Annotated in this window: 13 protein-coding genes and 1 riboswitch; of the genes, 4 read left to right on the plus strand and 9 right to left on the minus strand. The window is 72.0% G+C overall.

The window, feature by feature from the left end:
* Positions 1 to 62: 62 nt before the first annotated feature.
* The 6 genes from ACL03H_RS09985 to ald form a co-directional block, all read right to left on the minus strand.
* On the minus strand, positions 63 to 3,713 hold the full coding sequence (locus tag ACL03H_RS09985) for a multifunctional oxoglutarate decarboxylase/oxoglutarate dehydrogenase thiamine pyrophosphate-binding subunit/dihydrolipoyllysine-residue succinyltransferase subunit (protein WP_412810862.1): 3,651 nt from the start codon (positions 3,711 to 3,713) through the stop codon (positions 63 to 65).
* Positions 3,714 to 4,166: 453 nt separating this feature from the next.
* Entirely contained in the window at positions 4,167 to 7,904 is a 3,738-nt protein-coding gene (locus ACL03H_RS09990) for an ABC transporter ATP-binding protein (protein ID WP_412810863.1), read from the minus strand.
* A gap of 121 nt (positions 7,905 to 8,025) precedes the next feature.
* Positions 8,026 to 8,874 carry an ABC transporter permease gene (locus ACL03H_RS09995; protein WP_412810864.1) on the minus strand — a complete coding sequence of 283 codons (849 nt, stop codon included), beginning with the start codon at positions 8,872 to 8,874 and terminating at the stop codon, positions 8,026 to 8,028.
* Complete coding sequence (locus tag ACL03H_RS10000; protein WP_412810865.1) at positions 8,874 to 9,866, minus strand: ABC transporter ATP-binding protein; 993 nt, start codon at positions 9,864 to 9,866, stop codon at positions 8,874 to 8,876. The genes ACL03H_RS09995 and ACL03H_RS10000 overlap by 1 nt, the downstream gene beginning before the upstream one ends.
* Before the next feature lie 120 nt (positions 9,867 to 9,986).
* Positions 9,987 to 10,412: a hypothetical protein gene (locus ACL03H_RS10005; RefSeq protein ID WP_412810866.1), complete on the minus strand. Its 426-nt coding sequence runs from the start codon at positions 10,410 to 10,412 to the stop codon at positions 9,987 to 9,989.
* Between the two features lie 336 nt (positions 10,413 to 10,748).
* Entirely contained in the window at positions 10,749 to 11,864 is a 1,116-nt protein-coding gene (ald, locus tag ACL03H_RS10010; protein WP_412810867.1) for an alanine dehydrogenase, read from the minus strand.
* A gap of 160 nt (positions 11,865 to 12,024) precedes the next feature.
* A riboswitch (glycine riboswitch) is annotated at positions 12,025 to 12,117 on the plus strand.
* Between the two features lie 141 nt (positions 12,118 to 12,258).
* Between ald and gcvH the strand changes: the two genes are divergently transcribed.
* The 4 genes from gcvH to ACL03H_RS10030 all read left to right on the plus strand — a co-directional run bounded on the left by gcvH (position 12,259) and on the right by ACL03H_RS10030 (position 15,118).
* On the plus strand, positions 12,259 to 12,633 hold the full coding sequence (gcvH, locus tag ACL03H_RS10015; RefSeq protein WP_412810868.1) for a glycine cleavage system protein GcvH: 375 nt from the start codon (positions 12,259 to 12,261) through the stop codon (positions 12,631 to 12,633).
* A gap of 20 nt (positions 12,634 to 12,653) precedes the next feature.
* Positions 12,654 to 14,006, plus strand: a complete 1,353-nt coding sequence (locus ACL03H_RS10020) for an L-serine ammonia-lyase (RefSeq protein ID WP_412810869.1) — start codon at positions 12,654 to 12,656, stop codon at positions 14,004 to 14,006.
* Positions 14,007 to 14,178: 172 nt separating this feature from the next.
* Positions 14,179 to 14,697: a MarR family winged helix-turn-helix transcriptional regulator gene (locus ACL03H_RS10025; RefSeq protein ID WP_412810870.1), complete on the plus strand. Its 519-nt coding sequence runs from the start codon at positions 14,179 to 14,181 to the stop codon at positions 14,695 to 14,697.
* Position 14,698: 1 nt separating this feature from the next.
* A complete protein-coding gene (locus ACL03H_RS10030; protein ID WP_412810871.1) occupies positions 14,699 to 15,118 on the plus strand; it encodes an organic hydroperoxide resistance protein in 420 nt (139 codons plus the stop codon).
* 45 nt (positions 15,119 to 15,163) lie between these two features.
* Here ACL03H_RS10030 and ACL03H_RS10035 read toward each other — a convergent pair whose 3' ends face one another.
* From ACL03H_RS10035 to ACL03H_RS10045, 3 genes are all read right to left on the minus strand, one after another.
* Positions 15,164 to 15,493, minus strand: coding sequence for a DUF202 domain-containing protein (locus tag ACL03H_RS10035; RefSeq protein ID WP_412810872.1), 330 nt, complete (start codon positions 15,491 to 15,493; stop codon positions 15,164 to 15,166).
* A gap of 2 nt (positions 15,494 to 15,495) precedes the next feature.
* Positions 15,496 to 15,894: a YidH family protein gene (locus ACL03H_RS10040; protein WP_412810873.1), complete on the minus strand. Its 399-nt coding sequence runs from the start codon at positions 15,892 to 15,894 to the stop codon at positions 15,496 to 15,498.
* Between the two features lie 112 nt (positions 15,895 to 16,006).
* Positions 16,007 to 16,405, minus strand: a complete 399-nt coding sequence (locus ACL03H_RS10045) for an SSI family serine proteinase inhibitor (RefSeq protein WP_412810874.1) — start codon at positions 16,403 to 16,405, stop codon at positions 16,007 to 16,009.
* Positions 16,406 to 16,578: the final 173 nt, after the last annotated feature.

Here is a 16,578-nt window from a genome sequence, read left to right on the forward strand (position 1 = left end):
GGGGGGGGGGGGGGGGGGGCCCCCCCCCCCCCCCCCGCTCGGGTACCGCGTCGTTCAGACGATCAGGCGAAGGCGTTCTGGACGACCTCGGCCTGCTCGACGTCGTGGACCGCCTTGAGGCCGGTGGCCGGGGCGGCCATCGGACGCCGCGACACGCGCCGCAGATCGCGCAGCCGCTCGGGGAACAGCTCCGGCAGCGCCAGGCCGAGGAACGGCCACGGACCCTGATTCGCCGGCTCCTCCTGCGCCCACCGGACGTCGGTGGCGTTGGGGTAGCGCTCCAGCAGCGCGCCCAGCTTGCGGTGCGGCAGCGGGTACAGCTGCTCCAGCCGCACCACGGCCGTGTCGGTGTGGCCCTGCTTCTCCTTCTCGGCGGCCAGCTCGTAGTAGAGCTTGCCGGAGCAGAGCACGATCCGGCGCACCGCCGACGGGTCGGGCCGTGACGGGTCGTCGATCACCGAGGTGAACTTGCCCTCGGTGAAGTCGGTGACCGAGCTGGTCGCGGCCTTCATCCGCAGCATCGACTTCGGCGTGAACACCACCAGCGGACGGTTGATGCCGTCCAGCGAGTGCCTGCGCAGCAGGTGGAAGTGGTTCGCCGGGGTCGACGGCAGCGCCACCGTCATCGAACCCTCCGCGCACAGCTGCAGCCAGCGCTCGATGCGCGCCGAGCTGTGGTCGGGCCCCTGGCCCTCGTGGCCGTGCGGCAGCAGCAGCACCACGTCGGAGCGCTGGCCCCACTTGGCCTCACCGGACGAGATGAACTCGTCGATGATCGACTGGGCGCCGTTGAAGAAGTCGCCGAACTGCGCCTCCCACGCCACCAGGGCGTCGGGGTAGGCGACCGAGTAGCCGTACTCGAAGCCCATCGCGGCGAACTCGGACAGCGCCGAGTCGTAGACGAGGAACTTCGCCTGGTCCGCACCGAGGTTCTGCAGCGGCGTGTACTCGGAACCGGTCTTGCGGTCGATGAGCACCGAGTGCCGCTGGCCGAAGGTGCCCCGGCGCGAGTCCTGGCCGGTCAGCCGCACCGGGCGGCCTTCCATCGCCAGGGAGCCGAAGGCGAGCAGCTCGCCGAAGCCCCAGTCGATCTCGCCCTCGCGGGCCATCTTCGCGCGCCGCTCCAGCACCGGCTTGACCCGCGAGTGCGGGGTGAAGCCGTCGGGCAGGTTGACGTGCGCGTCGGCGATGCGCTCCAGGGTGTCCTTGGAGATCGCGGTGATCAGCTTGGTCGGCACCACCTGCTCGGACTCCACCGAGGGGCTCGGCTCCGGCGGGTGCTTCTCCAGCTCGCGGACCTCGTTGAAGACGTGCTCCAGCTGACTGGCGTAGTCCTTGAGCGCCTTCTCGGCCTCCTCGACGGTGATGTCGCCGCGGCCGATGAGGGACTCGGTGTAGGTCTTGCGCACGCTGCGCATCTTGTCGATGGCGTCGTACATCGCCGGCTGCGTCATCGACGGGTCGTCGCCCTCGTTGTGACCGCGACGGCGGTAGCAGACCATGTCGATCACGACGTCCTTGCCGAACGCCTGGCGGTACTCCACCGCCAGCTTCGCCACCCAGACGCAGGCCTCGGGGTCGTCGCCGTTGACGTGGAAGACCGGCGAACCGATCATCTTCGCCACGTCCGTCGAGTACTTGCTCGACCGCGAGTGCTCCGGGGCGGTGGTGTAGCCGACCTGGTTGTTCACGATCACGTGCACGGTTCCGCCGGTGCGGTAGCCGCGCAGCAGCGACAGGTTCAGCGTCTCGGCGACCACGCCCTGACCGGCGAACGCGGCGTCGCCGTGCAGCAGCACCGGCAGCACCGTGAAGCCCTCCTGGCCCTTGTCCAGGATGTCCTGCTTGGCGCGGACGATGCCCTCCAGCACCGGGTCCACGGCCTCCAGGTGCGAGGGGTTCGAGGTCAGCGACACCTTCGTCTCGCCGTCGCCGAACATGCGGAAGTACTTGCCCTCCGCGCCCAGGTGGTACTTGACGTCACCGGAACCGTGCGCCTGGCCCGGGTCGAGGTTGCCCTCGAACTCGCGGAAGATCTGCGAGATGGGCTTGCCGACGATGTTGGCCAGCACGTTGAGGCGACCGCGGTGCGGCATGCCGATGACGACCTCGTCGAGGTCGGCGGCGGCCGAGGAGTCCAGCACCGCGTCCAGCAGCGGGACCACCGTCTCGGCGCCCTCCAGCGAGAACCGCTTCTGCCCGACGTACTTGGTCTGCAGGAAGGTCTCGAACGCCTCGGCGGCGTTGAGCTTCGAGAGGATGTACTTCTGCTCGGACTGCTCGGGCTTCTCGTGCGGCTTCTCCACCCGCTTCTGCAGCCAGTCGCGCTCGTCCGGCTCCAGGATGTGCATGTACTCGACGCCGACCGTGCGGCAGTACGAGTCGCGCAGCACCCCGAGCACGTCGCGCAGCGACATGCGCTCCTTGCCCGCGAAACCGCCGACCGGGAACTCCCGGTCCAGGTCCCACAGGGTGAGGCTGTGCGAGAGGACGTCGAGGTCGGCGTGCCTGCGCTGCCGGTAGTTCAGCGGGTCGATGTCGGCCATCAGGTGACCGCGGGTGCGGTAGGCGTCGATCAGCTCCAGGACCCGGGCGGTCTTGTCCACCGCGCCTTCCGGGATGTCCTGGGTCCAGCGGATCGGCTCGTACGGGATGCGCAGCGACGAGAAGATGTCGTCGAAGAACCCGTCCTCGCCCAGCAGCAGCTGGTGCACCTTGCGCAGGAAGTCACCGGACTCCGCGCCCTGGATGACCCGGTGGTCGTAGGTCGAGGTCAGCGTGACGATCTTGCTGATGCCCATCTCGACCAGGGCCCGCTCCGAGGCGCCCTGGAACTCGGCCGGGTAGTCCATCGCCCCGACGCCGATGATCGCGGACTGGCCCTTGGTCAGCCGCGGCACCGAGTGGTTCGTGCCCGAGGGGCCCGGGTTCGTCAGCGAGATCGTGGTGCCCGCGAAGTCGTCCGCGGTCAGCCCACCGGTGCGGGCCTTGCGGATCATGTCCTCGTAGGCCTGCCAGAACTGCTGGAAGGTCATCTCCTCGCAGCCCTTGATGGAGGCCACCACGAGGTTGCGCGAGCCGTCCTTGGCGGGCAGGTCGATCGCGAGACCGAGGTTCACGTGCTCCGGGGTGATCGCCGCGGGCTTGCCCTTGGCGTCCTCCCCGTAGTGCCGGTTCATGTTCGGGAAGTCCCGCACCGCCCGCACCAGCGCGTAGCCGATGAGGTGCGTGAACGAGACCTTGCCGCCCTTGTTCCGCTTGAGGTGATTGTTGATCACGATGCGGTTGTCGAACAGCAGCTTCGCCGGAACCGCGCGCACGCTCGTCGCGGTCGGCACCTCCAGCGACTGCTCCATGTTCTTGGCGATCGCCGCGGCGGCACCGCGCAGCGGCTTGGCCTCCTCGCCGTTCCCGGAGCTCTTCACGGGAGCGGCCTTCGCGGCCTGCTTCGGCGACGGCTTCGCCGCGGGCGCCGCCGGTGCCGCGGGCGCGGCGGCCGGGCGGGCCTGCCCGTTGCCCGCGCTGCGCGGGGCCGTCGCAGTCGTCGTTCCCGACACCGTCGTCGTGGTCGCGGTCGACCCGGCGGCTGCCGCGGTGGACGGGTTGTCAGCGGCTACCGAGACCGAGGTCGCCTGCCCCGGCTTGTAGTCGGCGAAGAACTCGTGCCACGCGGAGTCCACCGAAGCGGGATCCTGGAGGTACTGCTCGTACATCTCCTCGATCAACCACTCGTTGGGGCCGAACTGTGACGCAGGGCTGCTGCTGGACACGGCTGGCGTTCGCCTCGATCCATCTGCTCGTGATGTACACACACTCAAGCACCAGGCTAGCGGTCCGATTCGTGCGGTTGGCACACAGTGCGGACCTGCCGGGGAAGAGCTCGGTCACAGGATCGATCAGGAAAACCCCTCACCAGGCAATCCCGACCCCTCCGCGGGGGCGAGGTGGATCACCGGTCTCCCGTGCTGCGCGCCGACTCCTCACCGGGTACCCGGTCGCTCTCCGATCCCTCTGTCGCACCCGCGCACTACAACGTTTCGGTGACAACCGGTGTTCCCGCCTTGCGAGATGATGTCGTCCGATTCGCGGGAACCGGTCACGCGGCGTGCCCGAACCGCCCTGCTCGGTGATCCCCGGGGCGGGTTCCCGTCACCGCGAGGCCCCGCTCAGGAGGACGAGCGCACGACCTCGTGCGGCTCGCCCGGGACCTCCTCGCCGAGCGCCTGGTCACCGGCCCGCCACAACCGCGCGTAGTGCCCGTCCAGCGCGATCAGCTCCTCGTGCGCGCCCTCCTCCACCACGCGGCCCCCGTCGATGACCACGATCCGATCCGCCCGCGCCGCCGTGCCCAGCCGGTGCGCCACCACGAACGTCGTCCGCCGCGCCGCCGCCCGGTCGCTCGCCGAGACCACCAGCGACTCCGTCGCCGGATCCAGCGCCGCCGTCGCCTCGTCCAGCAGCAGCAGGTCCGGGCCCACCAGCTCCGCGCGGGCCAGCGCCACCAGCTGCCGCTGACCCGCCGACAGCTCCCGCCCCCGCTCACCGACCTGCTGGCGGAAGCCGCCGTGCAACATCGTGATCCCCGGTAGTGCCCCCACGTCCCGCGCCGCGCGCTCCACCTCGGCGTCCGAGGCCGCCGGGTGGCCGTAGGCGATGTTCGAGGCCACGTCCCCCGCGAACAGGTAGCCCTCCTGGGGGACGACGGCCAACCGGTGGTGGAAGCCGGTCAGGTCGTAGCGCCGCACGTCCACCCCGTCGACCAGCAGCTCTCCGTCGGTCACGTCGTAGAACCGGGCCAGCAGCTTCACCAGCGTCGACTTGCCCGCGCCCGTCGGCCCCACCAGCGCCACCGTGGTGCCCGCGGCGACCCGCAACGAGACGTCCCGCAGCGCGGGCCGGTCCGTGCCCGGGTACTGGAACGAGACCGAGCGCAACTCCACCTCACCGGCCAGCCGGGCCGGCACCGCCAGCGGCTCCGCCGCCTGCGGGACCGAGGTCGGCGTGCGCAGCAGGTCCCCGATGCGGCGCAACCCCACCCGAGCCTGCTGGTAACCGTCGAACACGCCCGAGAGCTGCTGCACCGGCGAGAAGAACATCCCCAGGTACAGCAGGAACGCCACCAGCACGCCCGCCGTCAGCTCGCCCTGGGCCACCCGCGTCGCACCGGCCCCCAGCACCACCGCCTGCGCCAGCTCCGAGAGCAGCGCCGTGAACGGGAAGTAGGTGGCGATGTAGCGCTGCGCCCGCAGCCTCGACCGGCGGTAGGCGTCGCTGCGCTGCGCGAACAGCTTCGCCGAATACCTCTCGCGGCGATGCGCCTGCGCCACCCGCAACCCCGAGACGTTCTCCTGCAGGTCCGCGTTCACCGTGCTGACGCGCTCCCGCGCCTCCGCGTACGCCGTCGACGACGCCCGCCGGAAGATCACCGTCGCCACCACCAGCAGCGGCAGCACCGCCAGCGCCAGCAGCGCCAGCGACAGGTCCGTCACCAGCAGCGCCACCGCGATGCCCACGATGGTGAAACCGCTGACCACCGCCGTGGCCAGGCCCGTCTGCAGGAACGACGACAGCGCGTCCACGTCCGTCGTCATCCGCGTCATGATCCGGCCCGCGAGCTCCCGCTCGTAGTAGTCCAGGCCCAGCCGCTGCAGGTGCGCGTAGCTGCGCACCCGCAACAGGTACAGCAGGGTCTCCCCGGTGCGGGCCGTCACCACCGTCTGCGCCTTGATCACCAGCCAGCTGACCAGCGCGATCGCCCCGCCGATCGCCGTCACCTGCCACAGCGTCACCGGATCGCCCGCGCCCACGCCCGAGTCCACGCCCCGCCGCACCAGGGAGGGCAGCGCGATCGACCCCAGCGCGTCGGCCGCCACCAGCAGCACCGTCAGCGCCAGGCCCCAGCGGATCGGGCGCAGCAACCGCGCCAACCGGAACCCCGGATCCGGCGCGGTCGCGTCCACGCCCGGCAACCGCGGCGCGTCCTCCGCCGCCGGGAGCCGGTCCAGCCCGGCCGCCAACTCCGGGGTCAGCGGGGAACCAGCGCCCGCGTCGGCCTCCGGCTCCGGCTGCTTCGGCCACAGCGCCGGAGTCGGCCCGTCGTCGGCGCACTCCTCCGCGCCGCCGGCGCAGGCCGTGTCGATCGACTCGCCCGGGCCCGCCAGCAGCGAGCGGAACAGCTCGCAACGCTCCTCCAGCTCCCGCTGCGTGCCCACGTCCACCACCCGGCCCGCGTCCAGCACCGCGATCCGGTCCGCCAGCGCCAGCGTCGAACGCCGGTGCGCGATCAGCAGGGTGGTGCGCTGCGCCGTCACCGAGCGCAGCGTCTCGTGGATCGCCGCCTCCGTCGCCGGATCCACCGCCGAGGTCGCGTCGTCGAGCACCAGGATGCGCGGATCCGACAGCAGCGCCCTCGCCAGCGCCACCCGCTGCCGCTGCCCGCCCGACAACGTCAACCCGCGCTCGCCGACCACCGTGTCGTAGCCCTCCGGCAGCGCCGAGACGAACCCGTGCGCCTCCGCCGCCCGCGCCGCGGCCTCCACCTCCGCGTCCGAGGCGTCCGGCCGCCCGTAGGCGATGTTGCCGCGAATCGTGTCCGAGAACAGGAACGCCTCCTCGAACACCACCCCCACCGCGGCGCGCAACGACTCCAGCCGCACGTCGCGCACGTCGTGCTCCGGTCCGCCGTCAGCGGCACCGATCCGCACCGCGCCCCGCTGCACGTCGTAGAAGCGCGGCAGCAGCAGCGACACCGTGGACTTGCCCGAGCCCGCCGGCCCCACCAACGCCACCGTCTCGCCCGGCTCCACCTGCACCGAGACCTCGCGCAGCACCCGCCGGTCGCGGGTGTAGCCGAAGTCCACGTCCGCCAGCCGCACCCGCAGCGGAGCCTCGGGCAACCGCACCGCCCCCGGCCGGTCCCGGACGTCGGGGCGGGAATCGATCAGATCCGCGATCCGCTCCACGCCCGCGCGGGTCAGCTGGCCCTGCACCAGCACGCTCGCCATCATCCGCGCCGGGCCGCCCAGCATCGCCATGTACGCCGCGAACGCCACGAACGTGCCCAGCCCGACCTGACCCTGCAACGCCATCCAGCCGCCGAGCCCCAGCACCCCGACCTGGCCCGCCGCGGGCAGCACCGACAGGCTCGCCTGCGGGAACGACGTCATCCGCGCCGTGCGCAACCGCTCCGCGAACAACCGCCGCGCCCTCGACTCCAGCCGGGACACCTCGCGGGCCTCCTGCCCGAAGCCCTTCACCACCCGGACCCCGGCCACGGTCTCCTCGACCTGCTGGGCGATGTCCGCGGCCCGCTGCTGCGCCGACCACGTCGCCGGGAACAACCTCTTCCGGCTGCGCGCCGTCACCAGCGCGATCAGCGGCACCACCACCAGGATCACCAGCGTCAGCACCGGCGACAGCCACAGCATCGCCACCAGCGCGAACACCAGCAGCACCACCGTGCCCGCCGCCATCGGCAGCATCGCCAGCAGCGCGTACACCAGCTGCAGGTCGGTGATCGCCCGGGACGCCACCTGGCCCGTGCGCAGCGCGTCCTGCTTGCCGCCGTCCAGCCGCTGCACCGAGGCGAACACCGCGCGCCGCAGGTCGTGCTGCACGTCCAGCGCCAACCGGCCCGCCGAGTAGCGGCGCACGAACGCCGCGCCGAACCGGACCACGCCCAGCAGCGCCAATGCCCCCGCCAGCCACCACAGCCGGCCCGTGACGCCCGCGACCGCGTCGTCCACCGCCGCCTTCGTGATCAGCGGCACCAGCGCTTCCAGGCCCATCGCCCCCACCGATGCGCCCATCGCGAGCGACACCGCGACCGGGTGGCGCCAGCAGGCGGTGGAGAGCCGACGGATCCAACCAGGACGGGGGTGTTCGCTGCCGGAGTCGCTCACCACGCCAGGTTAGGTCCCCGCACCGACACCCCGCGGCACCCGACCGGGCCCCGGCCCGCGGAGGGGAACCTCCCCGCAACGGGAGCGAGGAGGGGAACCTCCCCGCACCCGAATCGCGGGACCCTCAGGTGATGTCGCGACGCCGGCTGAAGTACCAGCCGCCCACGACGAACAGCGCCACGTAGCCCGCGAAGGTCAGCAGGCTCAGCCACCACGGGTGCGCGTAGGAGCCGCCGAACAGGAAGTGCAACGCCTCGAACAACCCCTGCGGCACGTACTGCTCGTCGGCGCCCGCCGTCGCGCTGATGAAGATCGGCACCGCGAGGTTCCCGACGATCCCGCTGCCCGCCGCGCCCGGCAGGTACGCGCTCACCGCGGTCGCGTCGGACCCGATCAGGAACAGATCCACGACGAACTCGAACACGAACTTGTAGACCAGCAGCACGATGATCACGATCACCGGGTTCGCCACGACCGCGCCGAACCCGACGCCGAGCAACGTCCACAGCACCATCGCCAGCAGGCCCGCCGCGCACACCACGAACCAGTCGGTGCCCTCGCCGAAGCCGTCCACCCCGGCACCGGCCAGCGCGCCCAGGCTCGCGGACAGCACGTTCGCCAACCCGTAGAGCAGTCCCAGGTTGGTGTAGGCGATGAGCTTCGCCACCAGCACCGCGCCCCGCGGGTTCCCCGTGAGGTAGGTGGTGGTGATGCTCTTGTTCCGGTGCTCCCCGGAGAACGCCAGCGCCCCCACCAGCGCGGCGAAGATCGTGCTGAAGTTCGTCGACATCGACATCGTCAGCAGGCCCAGCGGCAGCGGCCGACCGATCTCCTGCTCGATCGTGGACATGTAGCCGAAGCCGGTGCCCATCCAGCTCGCCCCGAAGCTGAGCAGCGCCACCGGGATCAGCAGCGCCCACCAGAGGTTGGTGGTGAAGATCTTCCGGAACTCGGACTTGACCAGGCCGTCCATCAGATGCCACCCCCGAATCCGCTGTGCTGCTGGTACGGGTCGTAGCCACCGCCGGGTGGCGGACCGCCCGGCGGCGAGTACTGGTCGCCGACGTACTGACCGCTGGTGAGCTGGAAGAACAGCCGTTCCAAATCGACCTGCTCCTCCTGCATCCCGTAGATCGCGACCCCCGCCTGCAGCGCCAGCTCGGCCACCGAGCGGGAATCCGAGCCCAGCACCGCGATCCGCCCGTCCGGTACCTGCTCCACGCCGAGCCCCGCCGCCCGCAGCGCCTGCACCAGGACGGCGGGGTCGCCCGCCTGCACCAGCACGCGGCTGCGCTGCTGCGCCCGCAGCTGATCGAGGTCGCCGTTGTAGACGCACTGACCGCGGCTGACGATGACCACGTGATCGACGGTGTGCTCCATCTCCCGCAGCAGGTGGCTGGAGACCAGCACGGTGCGGCCGGAGGCGGCGAAGGACTTCAGGAAGCCCCGCAGCCACGCGATGCCCTCCGGGTCCAGCCCGTTGGCGGGCTCGTCCAGGATCAGCACCTGCGGATCGCCGAGCAGCGCCGTGGCCAGCGCCAGCCGCTGCCTCATGCCCAGCGAGTACCCGCCCGCCGCGCGCTCCGCGGCGCCGCTGAGGCCGACGAGGTTCAGGGCTTGGTCGACCTGCTGGTCGGGCACGTTCATCGCCGCCGCGTAGCAGCGCAGGTGGTTGCGGGCGCTGCGCGACGGGTGGAAGCTCTGCGCCTCCAGCACCGCGCCCACCACGGTGGCGGGATTGCGCAGGTGCGTGAAGGGCACCCCGTTGACGGTGGCGCTGCCCGAGGTCGGGTTCACCAGCCCCAGCACCATGCGCAGCGTGGTCGTCTTGCCGGAACCGTTCGGGCCGAGGAACCCCGTCACCACCCCGGGATGCACGGCGAAGCTGAGATCGCGGACCGCGCTGACCGGCCCGAAGTTCTTGCTCAGGTTCTGCACCAGGATCCGGCCACTGCCGTCGTGCACGCGCTCCTCCATCGTCGTCGGCCCCGCCGTCCCCCGAGCGGAACGCGGACGATCAGACTCGGACGCGGGGCTGTCCCATCCTGCCTGACCGGTCCGGCCGGATGGGGCGGAGTGCGCGAATCATCCGGCGCCGTGCCCCGGCCACGAGATCGGCCACTCGCTCACCGGGGCGCCGTCGGGATCGCGGCGGTGGTGCCGGGCCGAGGGCTCGGCGGGTGAGCGGGCTCCCGCCTGCGGGCCGGGGACGGCCGCACCGCGGGAGCGGGCGTCCGGTTCGGCGCTGCCGCGATCGCCGAGCAGCATCCGGTGCACCACCAGCCACGACTCGCAGGGCCAGGTCCGGCCGCGCACCGCGCCCGAACAGGCGGGACAGCGGCCGTCCGCGTCCGGGCGGTGCGCGTCCAGCAGGGCGCGCAGGCCCACGAGGAGCCGGTGCAGCTCGGACCGGGCCACCGGCAGCAGCGCCTCGGCCTCGCCCTCGTCGGCCACCCGGTCCAGGCGGGCCAGCCGGTCCAGCACCGCGGCCCGCATCCTCGCCTCGTCCACGTGGTCTCCCCGCCTCGTCCCACCACCGCGCGAGGCGCGGAGGTGAGAGCGGACCCGCCGCCCCGCGAGGCCGGTGGGGCGCCACCGGCCTTCGCGCACTCCCATCGGCAGGGCGGCGGGCGGGCTGCACCGAACTCACCGCATCGAGTGATCGTCGCGCATCCTGCGGGCACCGCAGGACGATCACGCAGCGCACGTCGGTAAACACGCTTTCGTGGCCTACACTGGGCAGTGGCGGCCCAGCTCCCGGTGACCCCCAGGCTGGTCGAGCGGGCCGCCTTCACACCAAACGGCGAACCGGTCCCCGGACAGGTGAGCTCGCGTCGCGCAAGCCGATCATGCGAGCACCCGGGCCGGATCGGTGCCGGGCAGTCCGTGGGCCTGCGCCACCGCGCCGCTCAGCAACAACCCGCCGTGCGTGCTCAGCCCCGCCGCCAGCGCCGCGTCCGCCCGGCACGCCGCCCGCCACCCCGCGTCGGCGATGCGCAGCGCGTACGGCAACGTCACGTTCGTCAGCGCGTGGGTCGAGGTGTTCGGCACGGCACCCGGCATGTTCGCCACGCAGTAGAACACCGCGTCGTGCACCCGGTACGTCGGATCGTCGTGCGTCGTCGGTCGCGAATCCTCGAAGCAGCCGCCCTGGTCGACCGCGATGTCCACCAGCACGCACCCCGGCTTCAGCCTCGCCACCAGCTCGTTCGACACCAGCTTCGGCGCCCGAGCGCCCGGGATGAGCACCGCGCCGATCACGAGGTCCGCCGAGCGCACCGCCGACTCCACCGCGTAGCCGTTGGACGTGACCGTCCGGATCGAGCCCCGGTAGTCGCGATCGATCTCCCGGAGCCTGTCCACGTTGGTGTCCAGCAGCTCCACCTCGGCGCCCATGCCCAGCGCCACCCTCGCCGCGTTCAACCCCGCGACCCCGCCGCCGATCACCACGACCCGCGCGGGCGGGACCCCCGGGACCCCGCCCGGCAGCACCCCGCGCCCGCCCTGCGGGCGCAACAACGCCTGCGCCCCCACCTGCGGCGCGAGCCTCCCCGCCACCTCGCTCATCGGTGCCAGCAGCGGCAGGCCGCCCGTCGCGCTCTGCACCGTCTCGTAGGCGAGCGCGGTCACCTCGGCCCGCAGCAGCTCGGCCGTGAGCTCCGCCGACGCCGCCAGGTGCAGGTAGGTGAACAGCACCTGGCCCGCCCGCAGCAGGGGGAACTCCGAGGGCACCGGTTCCTTCACCTTGAGCACCAGCTCGCCCTCGGACCACGCGTCTCCGGCGGTCGGCACGAGCGTCGCGCCCGCCGCGGCGTACTCCTCGTCCGGGATCGCCGATCCCTCCCCGGCCCCGGTCTCCACGAACACCTCGTGGCCGCGGACGCGCAGCTCGTGCACCCCCGCGGGGGTGCACGCCACCCGGTACTCGTGGTTCTTGACCTCACGCGGAATCGCGACCTTCATCCCAGCGGCCTCCTGTCTCAGCCCGTGCTCTTCCCGCATCATCCGCCCCACCCCGTCCCCCTCGCGCCCGGCCGGCGTGTGATCCGGCGCCGGAGAGCGTTGACAGGAGGGGGCGCCCGTCTATCGTTGCCGGGCACGCACACAACCGAACACGCGCCGCGAAACCCGGGCGGGAGAGCCCCTGAGCGATCAGGGCGCCGAAGGAGCAAGCCCTCCCCGCACACTCTCAGGCCCCCATGACCGTCCGGGCGAGGCGACTCTGGAAAGCGCGCGCTCCGGCGCCGCACCCACGGTGCAAGCCGCCACGCAGCGGCGAAGCTCTCAGGTTCCGAAACAGAGGGGGAGGCCCGCGAACCCCAGGGCACACCTGTGCCCGCGATGGTGAGGAGCCTCCATGCCCCTGCCCGAACAGCTCGGCTACACCGAAGAGCACGAATGGATCGAGGACCGCGGCGACCTGGTGCGCATCGGCATCACCCCGTACGCGGCCGAGGCCCTCGGCGACATCGTCTACGTGCAGCTCCCCGAGGTCGGCGAGCGGATCGAAGCCGGCCAGCCCTGCGGTGAGCTCGAATCGACCAAGTCGGTCAGCGACCTCTACGCCCCGGTGACCGGCGAGGTCGTGGCCGTCAACGAGGCGACTGCCGACGACCCCGCGGTGGTGGGCGCGGACCCGTTCGGCGGTGGCTGGCTGGTCGAGGTGCGGGCGGAGTCGCGCGGTGCTGTGCTCACGGCGCAGGACTACGCGCGGCTGACCGGTGCCGAGTAGGCCGGGCGGGGGGACGAGCTGTGGCGATCAGCGTGTTCGACCTCTTCTCGGTGGGCATCGGCCCATCGAGCTCCCACACCGTCGGGCCGATGCGCGCGGCCGGGACGTTCGCCGCGCGACTGCGCGCCGACGGCGTGCTGGAGCAGGTCACCAGGGTGAAGGCCGAGTTGTTCGGGTCGCTCGGCGCGACCGGGCACGGACACGGCAGCCCGAAGGCGGTGCTGCTCGGGCTGGAGGGCCACGAACCCGAGACGGTCGACCCGGCAGCGGTCGAGGACCGGGTGGCGGCGGTCCGCGCCGAGGGGCGACTGCTGCTGGCCGGGGCGCACCGCCTGCGCTTCTCGGTGGACCGCGACCTGGTGATGCACCGGCGCAAGTCCCTGCCGGTGCACCCCAACGGAATGCGGTTCACGGCGTTCGGCGCGGACGGTGAGCTGCGCAGCGCGATCTTCTACTCCGTCGGCGGTGGTTTCGTGGTCGACGACGAGGCCAGCGGTGCCGATCGGATCAAGCCGGACGAGACGCCCGTGAAGCACCCGTTCCGCACGGGGGACGAGCTGCTGGCCGCGGCCGCCGCCACCGGAGCCCGGATCAGCGACCTCATGCTCGACAACGAGCTGTCCTGGCGCTCGCGCGAGCAGGTGCGCGCGCAACTCCTGCACATCTGGTCGGTGATGCGGGAGTGCGTCCAGAACGGTTGCCGCAACGGCGGCGTGCTGCCGGGCGGGCTGGCGGTGCCGCGGCGAGCGGCGTCGATGCGGGCCGGGCTGACCGAGCAGGACGATCCGATGGAGTGGCTCACGTTGTTCGCGCTCGCGGTCAACGAGGAGAACGCGGCGGGAGGGCGCGTCGTCACGGCGCCCACCAACGGAGCGGCGGGGATCGTGCCCGCGGTGCTGCACTACTACGTCCGGTTCGTGCCCGGTGCCGACGAGGACGGCGTCGTGCGGTTCCTGCTCGCCGCCGGGGCGGTCGGTGCGCTGTTCAAGGAGAACGCGTCGATCTCCGGTGCCGAGGTGGGGTGCCAGGGCGAGGTCGGGTCGGCCTGCTCGATGGCCGCCGCCGGGCTCGCCGAGGCGCTCGGGGCGACTCCGCGGCAGGTGGAGAACGCCGCCGAGATCGCCATGGAGCACAACCTCGGCCTCACCTGCGACCCCATCGGGGGCCTGGTGCAGATCCCGTGCATCGAGCGCAACGCGGTGGCCTCGGTCAAGGCGGTCACGGCCGCGCGGATGGCGCTGCGCGGCGACGGCAGCCACGTCGTCTCCCTGGACAAGGTGATCAAGACGATGCGGGAGACCGGGCGGGACATGAAGGTCAAGTACAAGGAGACCGCGCGCGGCGGGCTCGCCGTCAACGTCATCGAGTGCTGACCCCGGCCTCCGGCCGCGCGACCCACCCGAGATCATCCCCCGCGGACTGCGAGGAAGGGAGCTTTCCTGTCACCGGTGACAGGAAAGCTCCCTTCCTCACACATGGTTGTGCGCAACTGAGTTGCGGGCAATCGAAACCGGGGTTAGTGTCGATCTCGTGCAGGAGGCGCGGATGAGTTCGGACTCGAGGCTGTCGCTGGACCGGCAGGTGTGCTTCGCGCTCTACAGCGCGTCGCGCTCGTTCACCAACCTGTACCGGCCCTTCCTCGACGAGCTGGGCCTGACCTACCCGCAGTACCTCGTGATGCTGGTGCTCTGGGAGCACGACTCGCTGGCGGTCAAGGAACTCGGGACGCGGCTGCGACTCGATTCCGGGACCCTGTCCCCGCTGCTGAAACGGCTCGAAGCCGGTGGCCTGGTGGAACGGACGCGGAGCGCCCGCGACGAGCGCTCCGTCGACATCCGCCTCACCGGCGCCGGCCGCGAACTGCGACAGCAGGCGGAGCGCATCCCGCCCCGCCTGCTCGCCGCCAGCGGCCTGGAGCTCGGCGAGATCGAGGAACTGCGGGCGGCTCTGGAACGGCTGACCACCAACGTGGACGAGGCCGCTCGCCGCGCCAAGGCGGCGGTCGCCGCGGGCGAACCCATCGCCGACGAACTCCTGCGCGGAACAACGACACGAGGAGACTGAGATGGCAGCGCTGTACACGGCAGAGGCGACCGCGACCGGCGAAGGCCGGGGCGGACGCACCCGGTCCTCCGACGGGGTGCTCGACCTCGACCTCGCGGTGCCGCGCGACATGGGCGGGCCCGGTGGGGACTCCACCAACCCCGAACAGCTGTTCGCCGCCGGGTACGCGGCGTGCTTCCACGGCGCGCTGCAGCTGGTCGCCCGCAAGGCCAAGGCGGACATCACCGACTCCTCGGTGACCGCCCAGGTCGGGATCGGCAGCAACGGCTCCGGCGGCTACGCGCTCAGCGTCAGCCTCACCGCGCACCTGCCCGGCGTCGAGCGGGAGCAGGCGCAGCAGCTCGTCGAGCAGGCCGACTCCGTCTGCCCCTACTCGAACGCCGTGCGCGGCAACGTGCAGATCGACCTCGCGGTGGCCTGAACCACCGTCGTCCGACCGAGCCGGGCCCGCCGAGGCCCGGCTCGGTCACGTCAGCAGCACGTACAGCGCCGCGATCCCGCCCGCCACCACGGCGAGCCCGGTCAAGGCCGCCTGCAGCACGCCGTCCGGCAGCGGGGCCTCCGCCCGCAGGCATCGCTCCGCCTGCCGGTGCCTGCGCCAGGTCAGCACCGTGATCGTCACGGCCAGCGGGATCGCCACCGCCGCGCACACCGCCGCGGCCACCGCGGAGCGGTGCACCAGCAGCCGCAGCAGCACCATCAGGCCCACCACGAAGGTGAGCCCGGTGCGCAGCCACGCCAGCGTCGTGCGTTCGATCTGCAGGCCCGGATCCCACGGCCCCTCGTGCTCGGCCACGATCAGAACCCGCTGACCAGCAGCAGCACCATCGCGCTCACCCCGATCACGCCCAGCCCGACGCCGAGCACGGGCGCCAGCGCGGGTGGCGGCAGCGGTGCCTTCTTGCGCAGCGCCCGCTCCATCGTCATCCACCTGCCGAACGCCGCCACGCTGCACGCCACGCCCGCGAGCACCAGCAGCACCGCCAACGAGGTGCGCAGCGGATCGGGCCCGGTGGTCGAGGCGGCGTTGAGCGCCTCCACCCCGACGCCCGCGGCCATCAGAGCCAACGCGGTGCGGATCCACGCCAGGAACGTGCGCTCGTTGGCGAGCGTGAACCGGGGATCGGGTTCCTCACCGACTCCGTAGATCCGGCGCGGCCAGCGGCGGCCGGGAGGAGCGTCGTTGTCGAGAGCCATGAACTCCACGGTAGTGCGGCCGGAGCAACCCACCGCCGCAGAGGGCCTCGTCAGGGCTGCTCCGCGCAGCAGGCCGGCCCCCGCGGAGCGCGTGAGCCGGGGCTGTTGCGGATCAGAAGTCGAAGACCGGACCCGCGTTCGTCGCCGCGACGCAGTCGTTGCCGAACTCCTTCTGGAACTTCACCGGGCGGCCCTGCCAGGTCCCGTGCGCGGTGGCCACCACGGGGCGCAGCACCAACGGGCACGGAGCCCCGGCGTGCTCCTGACCGACCAAGTCGAAGTTGCCCGCCGCCGCGAGCAGGCTGGCGCACGCGGCCTGCGCCTTCGGGTGAGTGCCGCCGGTCGGTTCGCAGCGCAGCGACACGGTGCGCGGCGCTTCGACGCGGGACTTGCTCGCGATCGTGAGCGTGAGGTGGCTCGTCGTCGAACTCGCGCTCGCCGTCGCCGGGGTGAGCATGAGGACGGCCAGCGTCGCGAGGAGAAAACCGCGGATGAACCGGGTGCCAGGCATGTCGGTGCGCCTCCAAGAGGTCGAGTGGATTGCTCCGCACAGATTTATCGGCATCGCGCGGCCGATTTCCGCACCTGAACTCGAAGAACACCGGATCGTGCGGAGGTGTCACCCGCCTCGATCACCGAGGGGTGATCAAAAGTGGCTGCAACCGCGGAGGCGGCTCACTCGAC

The organism is Saccharopolyspora antibiotica, from assembly GCF_047200635.1.
Classification (GTDB): domain Bacteria; phylum Actinomycetota; class Actinomycetes; order Mycobacteriales; family Pseudonocardiaceae; genus Saccharopolyspora_C.

Bases quoted from the DNA above. Each gene is read 5' to 3' on its own strand.
- ACL03H_RS09985 (WP_412810862.1), bottom strand. From the start codon at position 3,713: ATGTACGAGCAGTACCTCCAGGATCCCGCTTCGGTGGACTCCGCGTGG.
- ACL03H_RS10030 (WP_412810871.1), top strand. From the start codon at position 14,699: ATGGCAGCGCTGTACACGGCAGAGGCGACCGCGACCGGCGAAGGCCGG.
- ACL03H_RS09995 (WP_412810864.1), bottom strand. From the start codon at position 8,874: ATGGACGGCCTGGTCAAGTCCGAGTTCCGGAAGATCTTCACCACCAAC.
- ACL03H_RS10040 (WP_412810873.1), bottom strand. From the start codon at position 15,894: ATGGCTCTCGACAACGACGCTCCTCCCGGCCGCCGCTGGCCGCGCCGG.
- gcvH (WP_412810868.1), top strand. From the start codon at position 12,259: ATGCCCCTGCCCGAACAGCTCGGCTACACCGAAGAGCACGAATGGATC.
- ACL03H_RS10045 (WP_412810874.1), bottom strand. From the start codon at position 16,405: ATGCCTGGCACCCGGTTCATCCGCGGTTTTCTCCTCGCGACGCTGGCC.
- ACL03H_RS10025 (WP_412810870.1), top strand. From the start codon at position 14,179: ATGAGTTCGGACTCGAGGCTGTCGCTGGACCGGCAGGTGTGCTTCGCG.
- ald (WP_412810867.1), bottom strand. From the start codon at position 11,864: ATGAAGGTCGCGATTCCGCGTGAGGTCAAGAACCACGAGTACCGGGTG.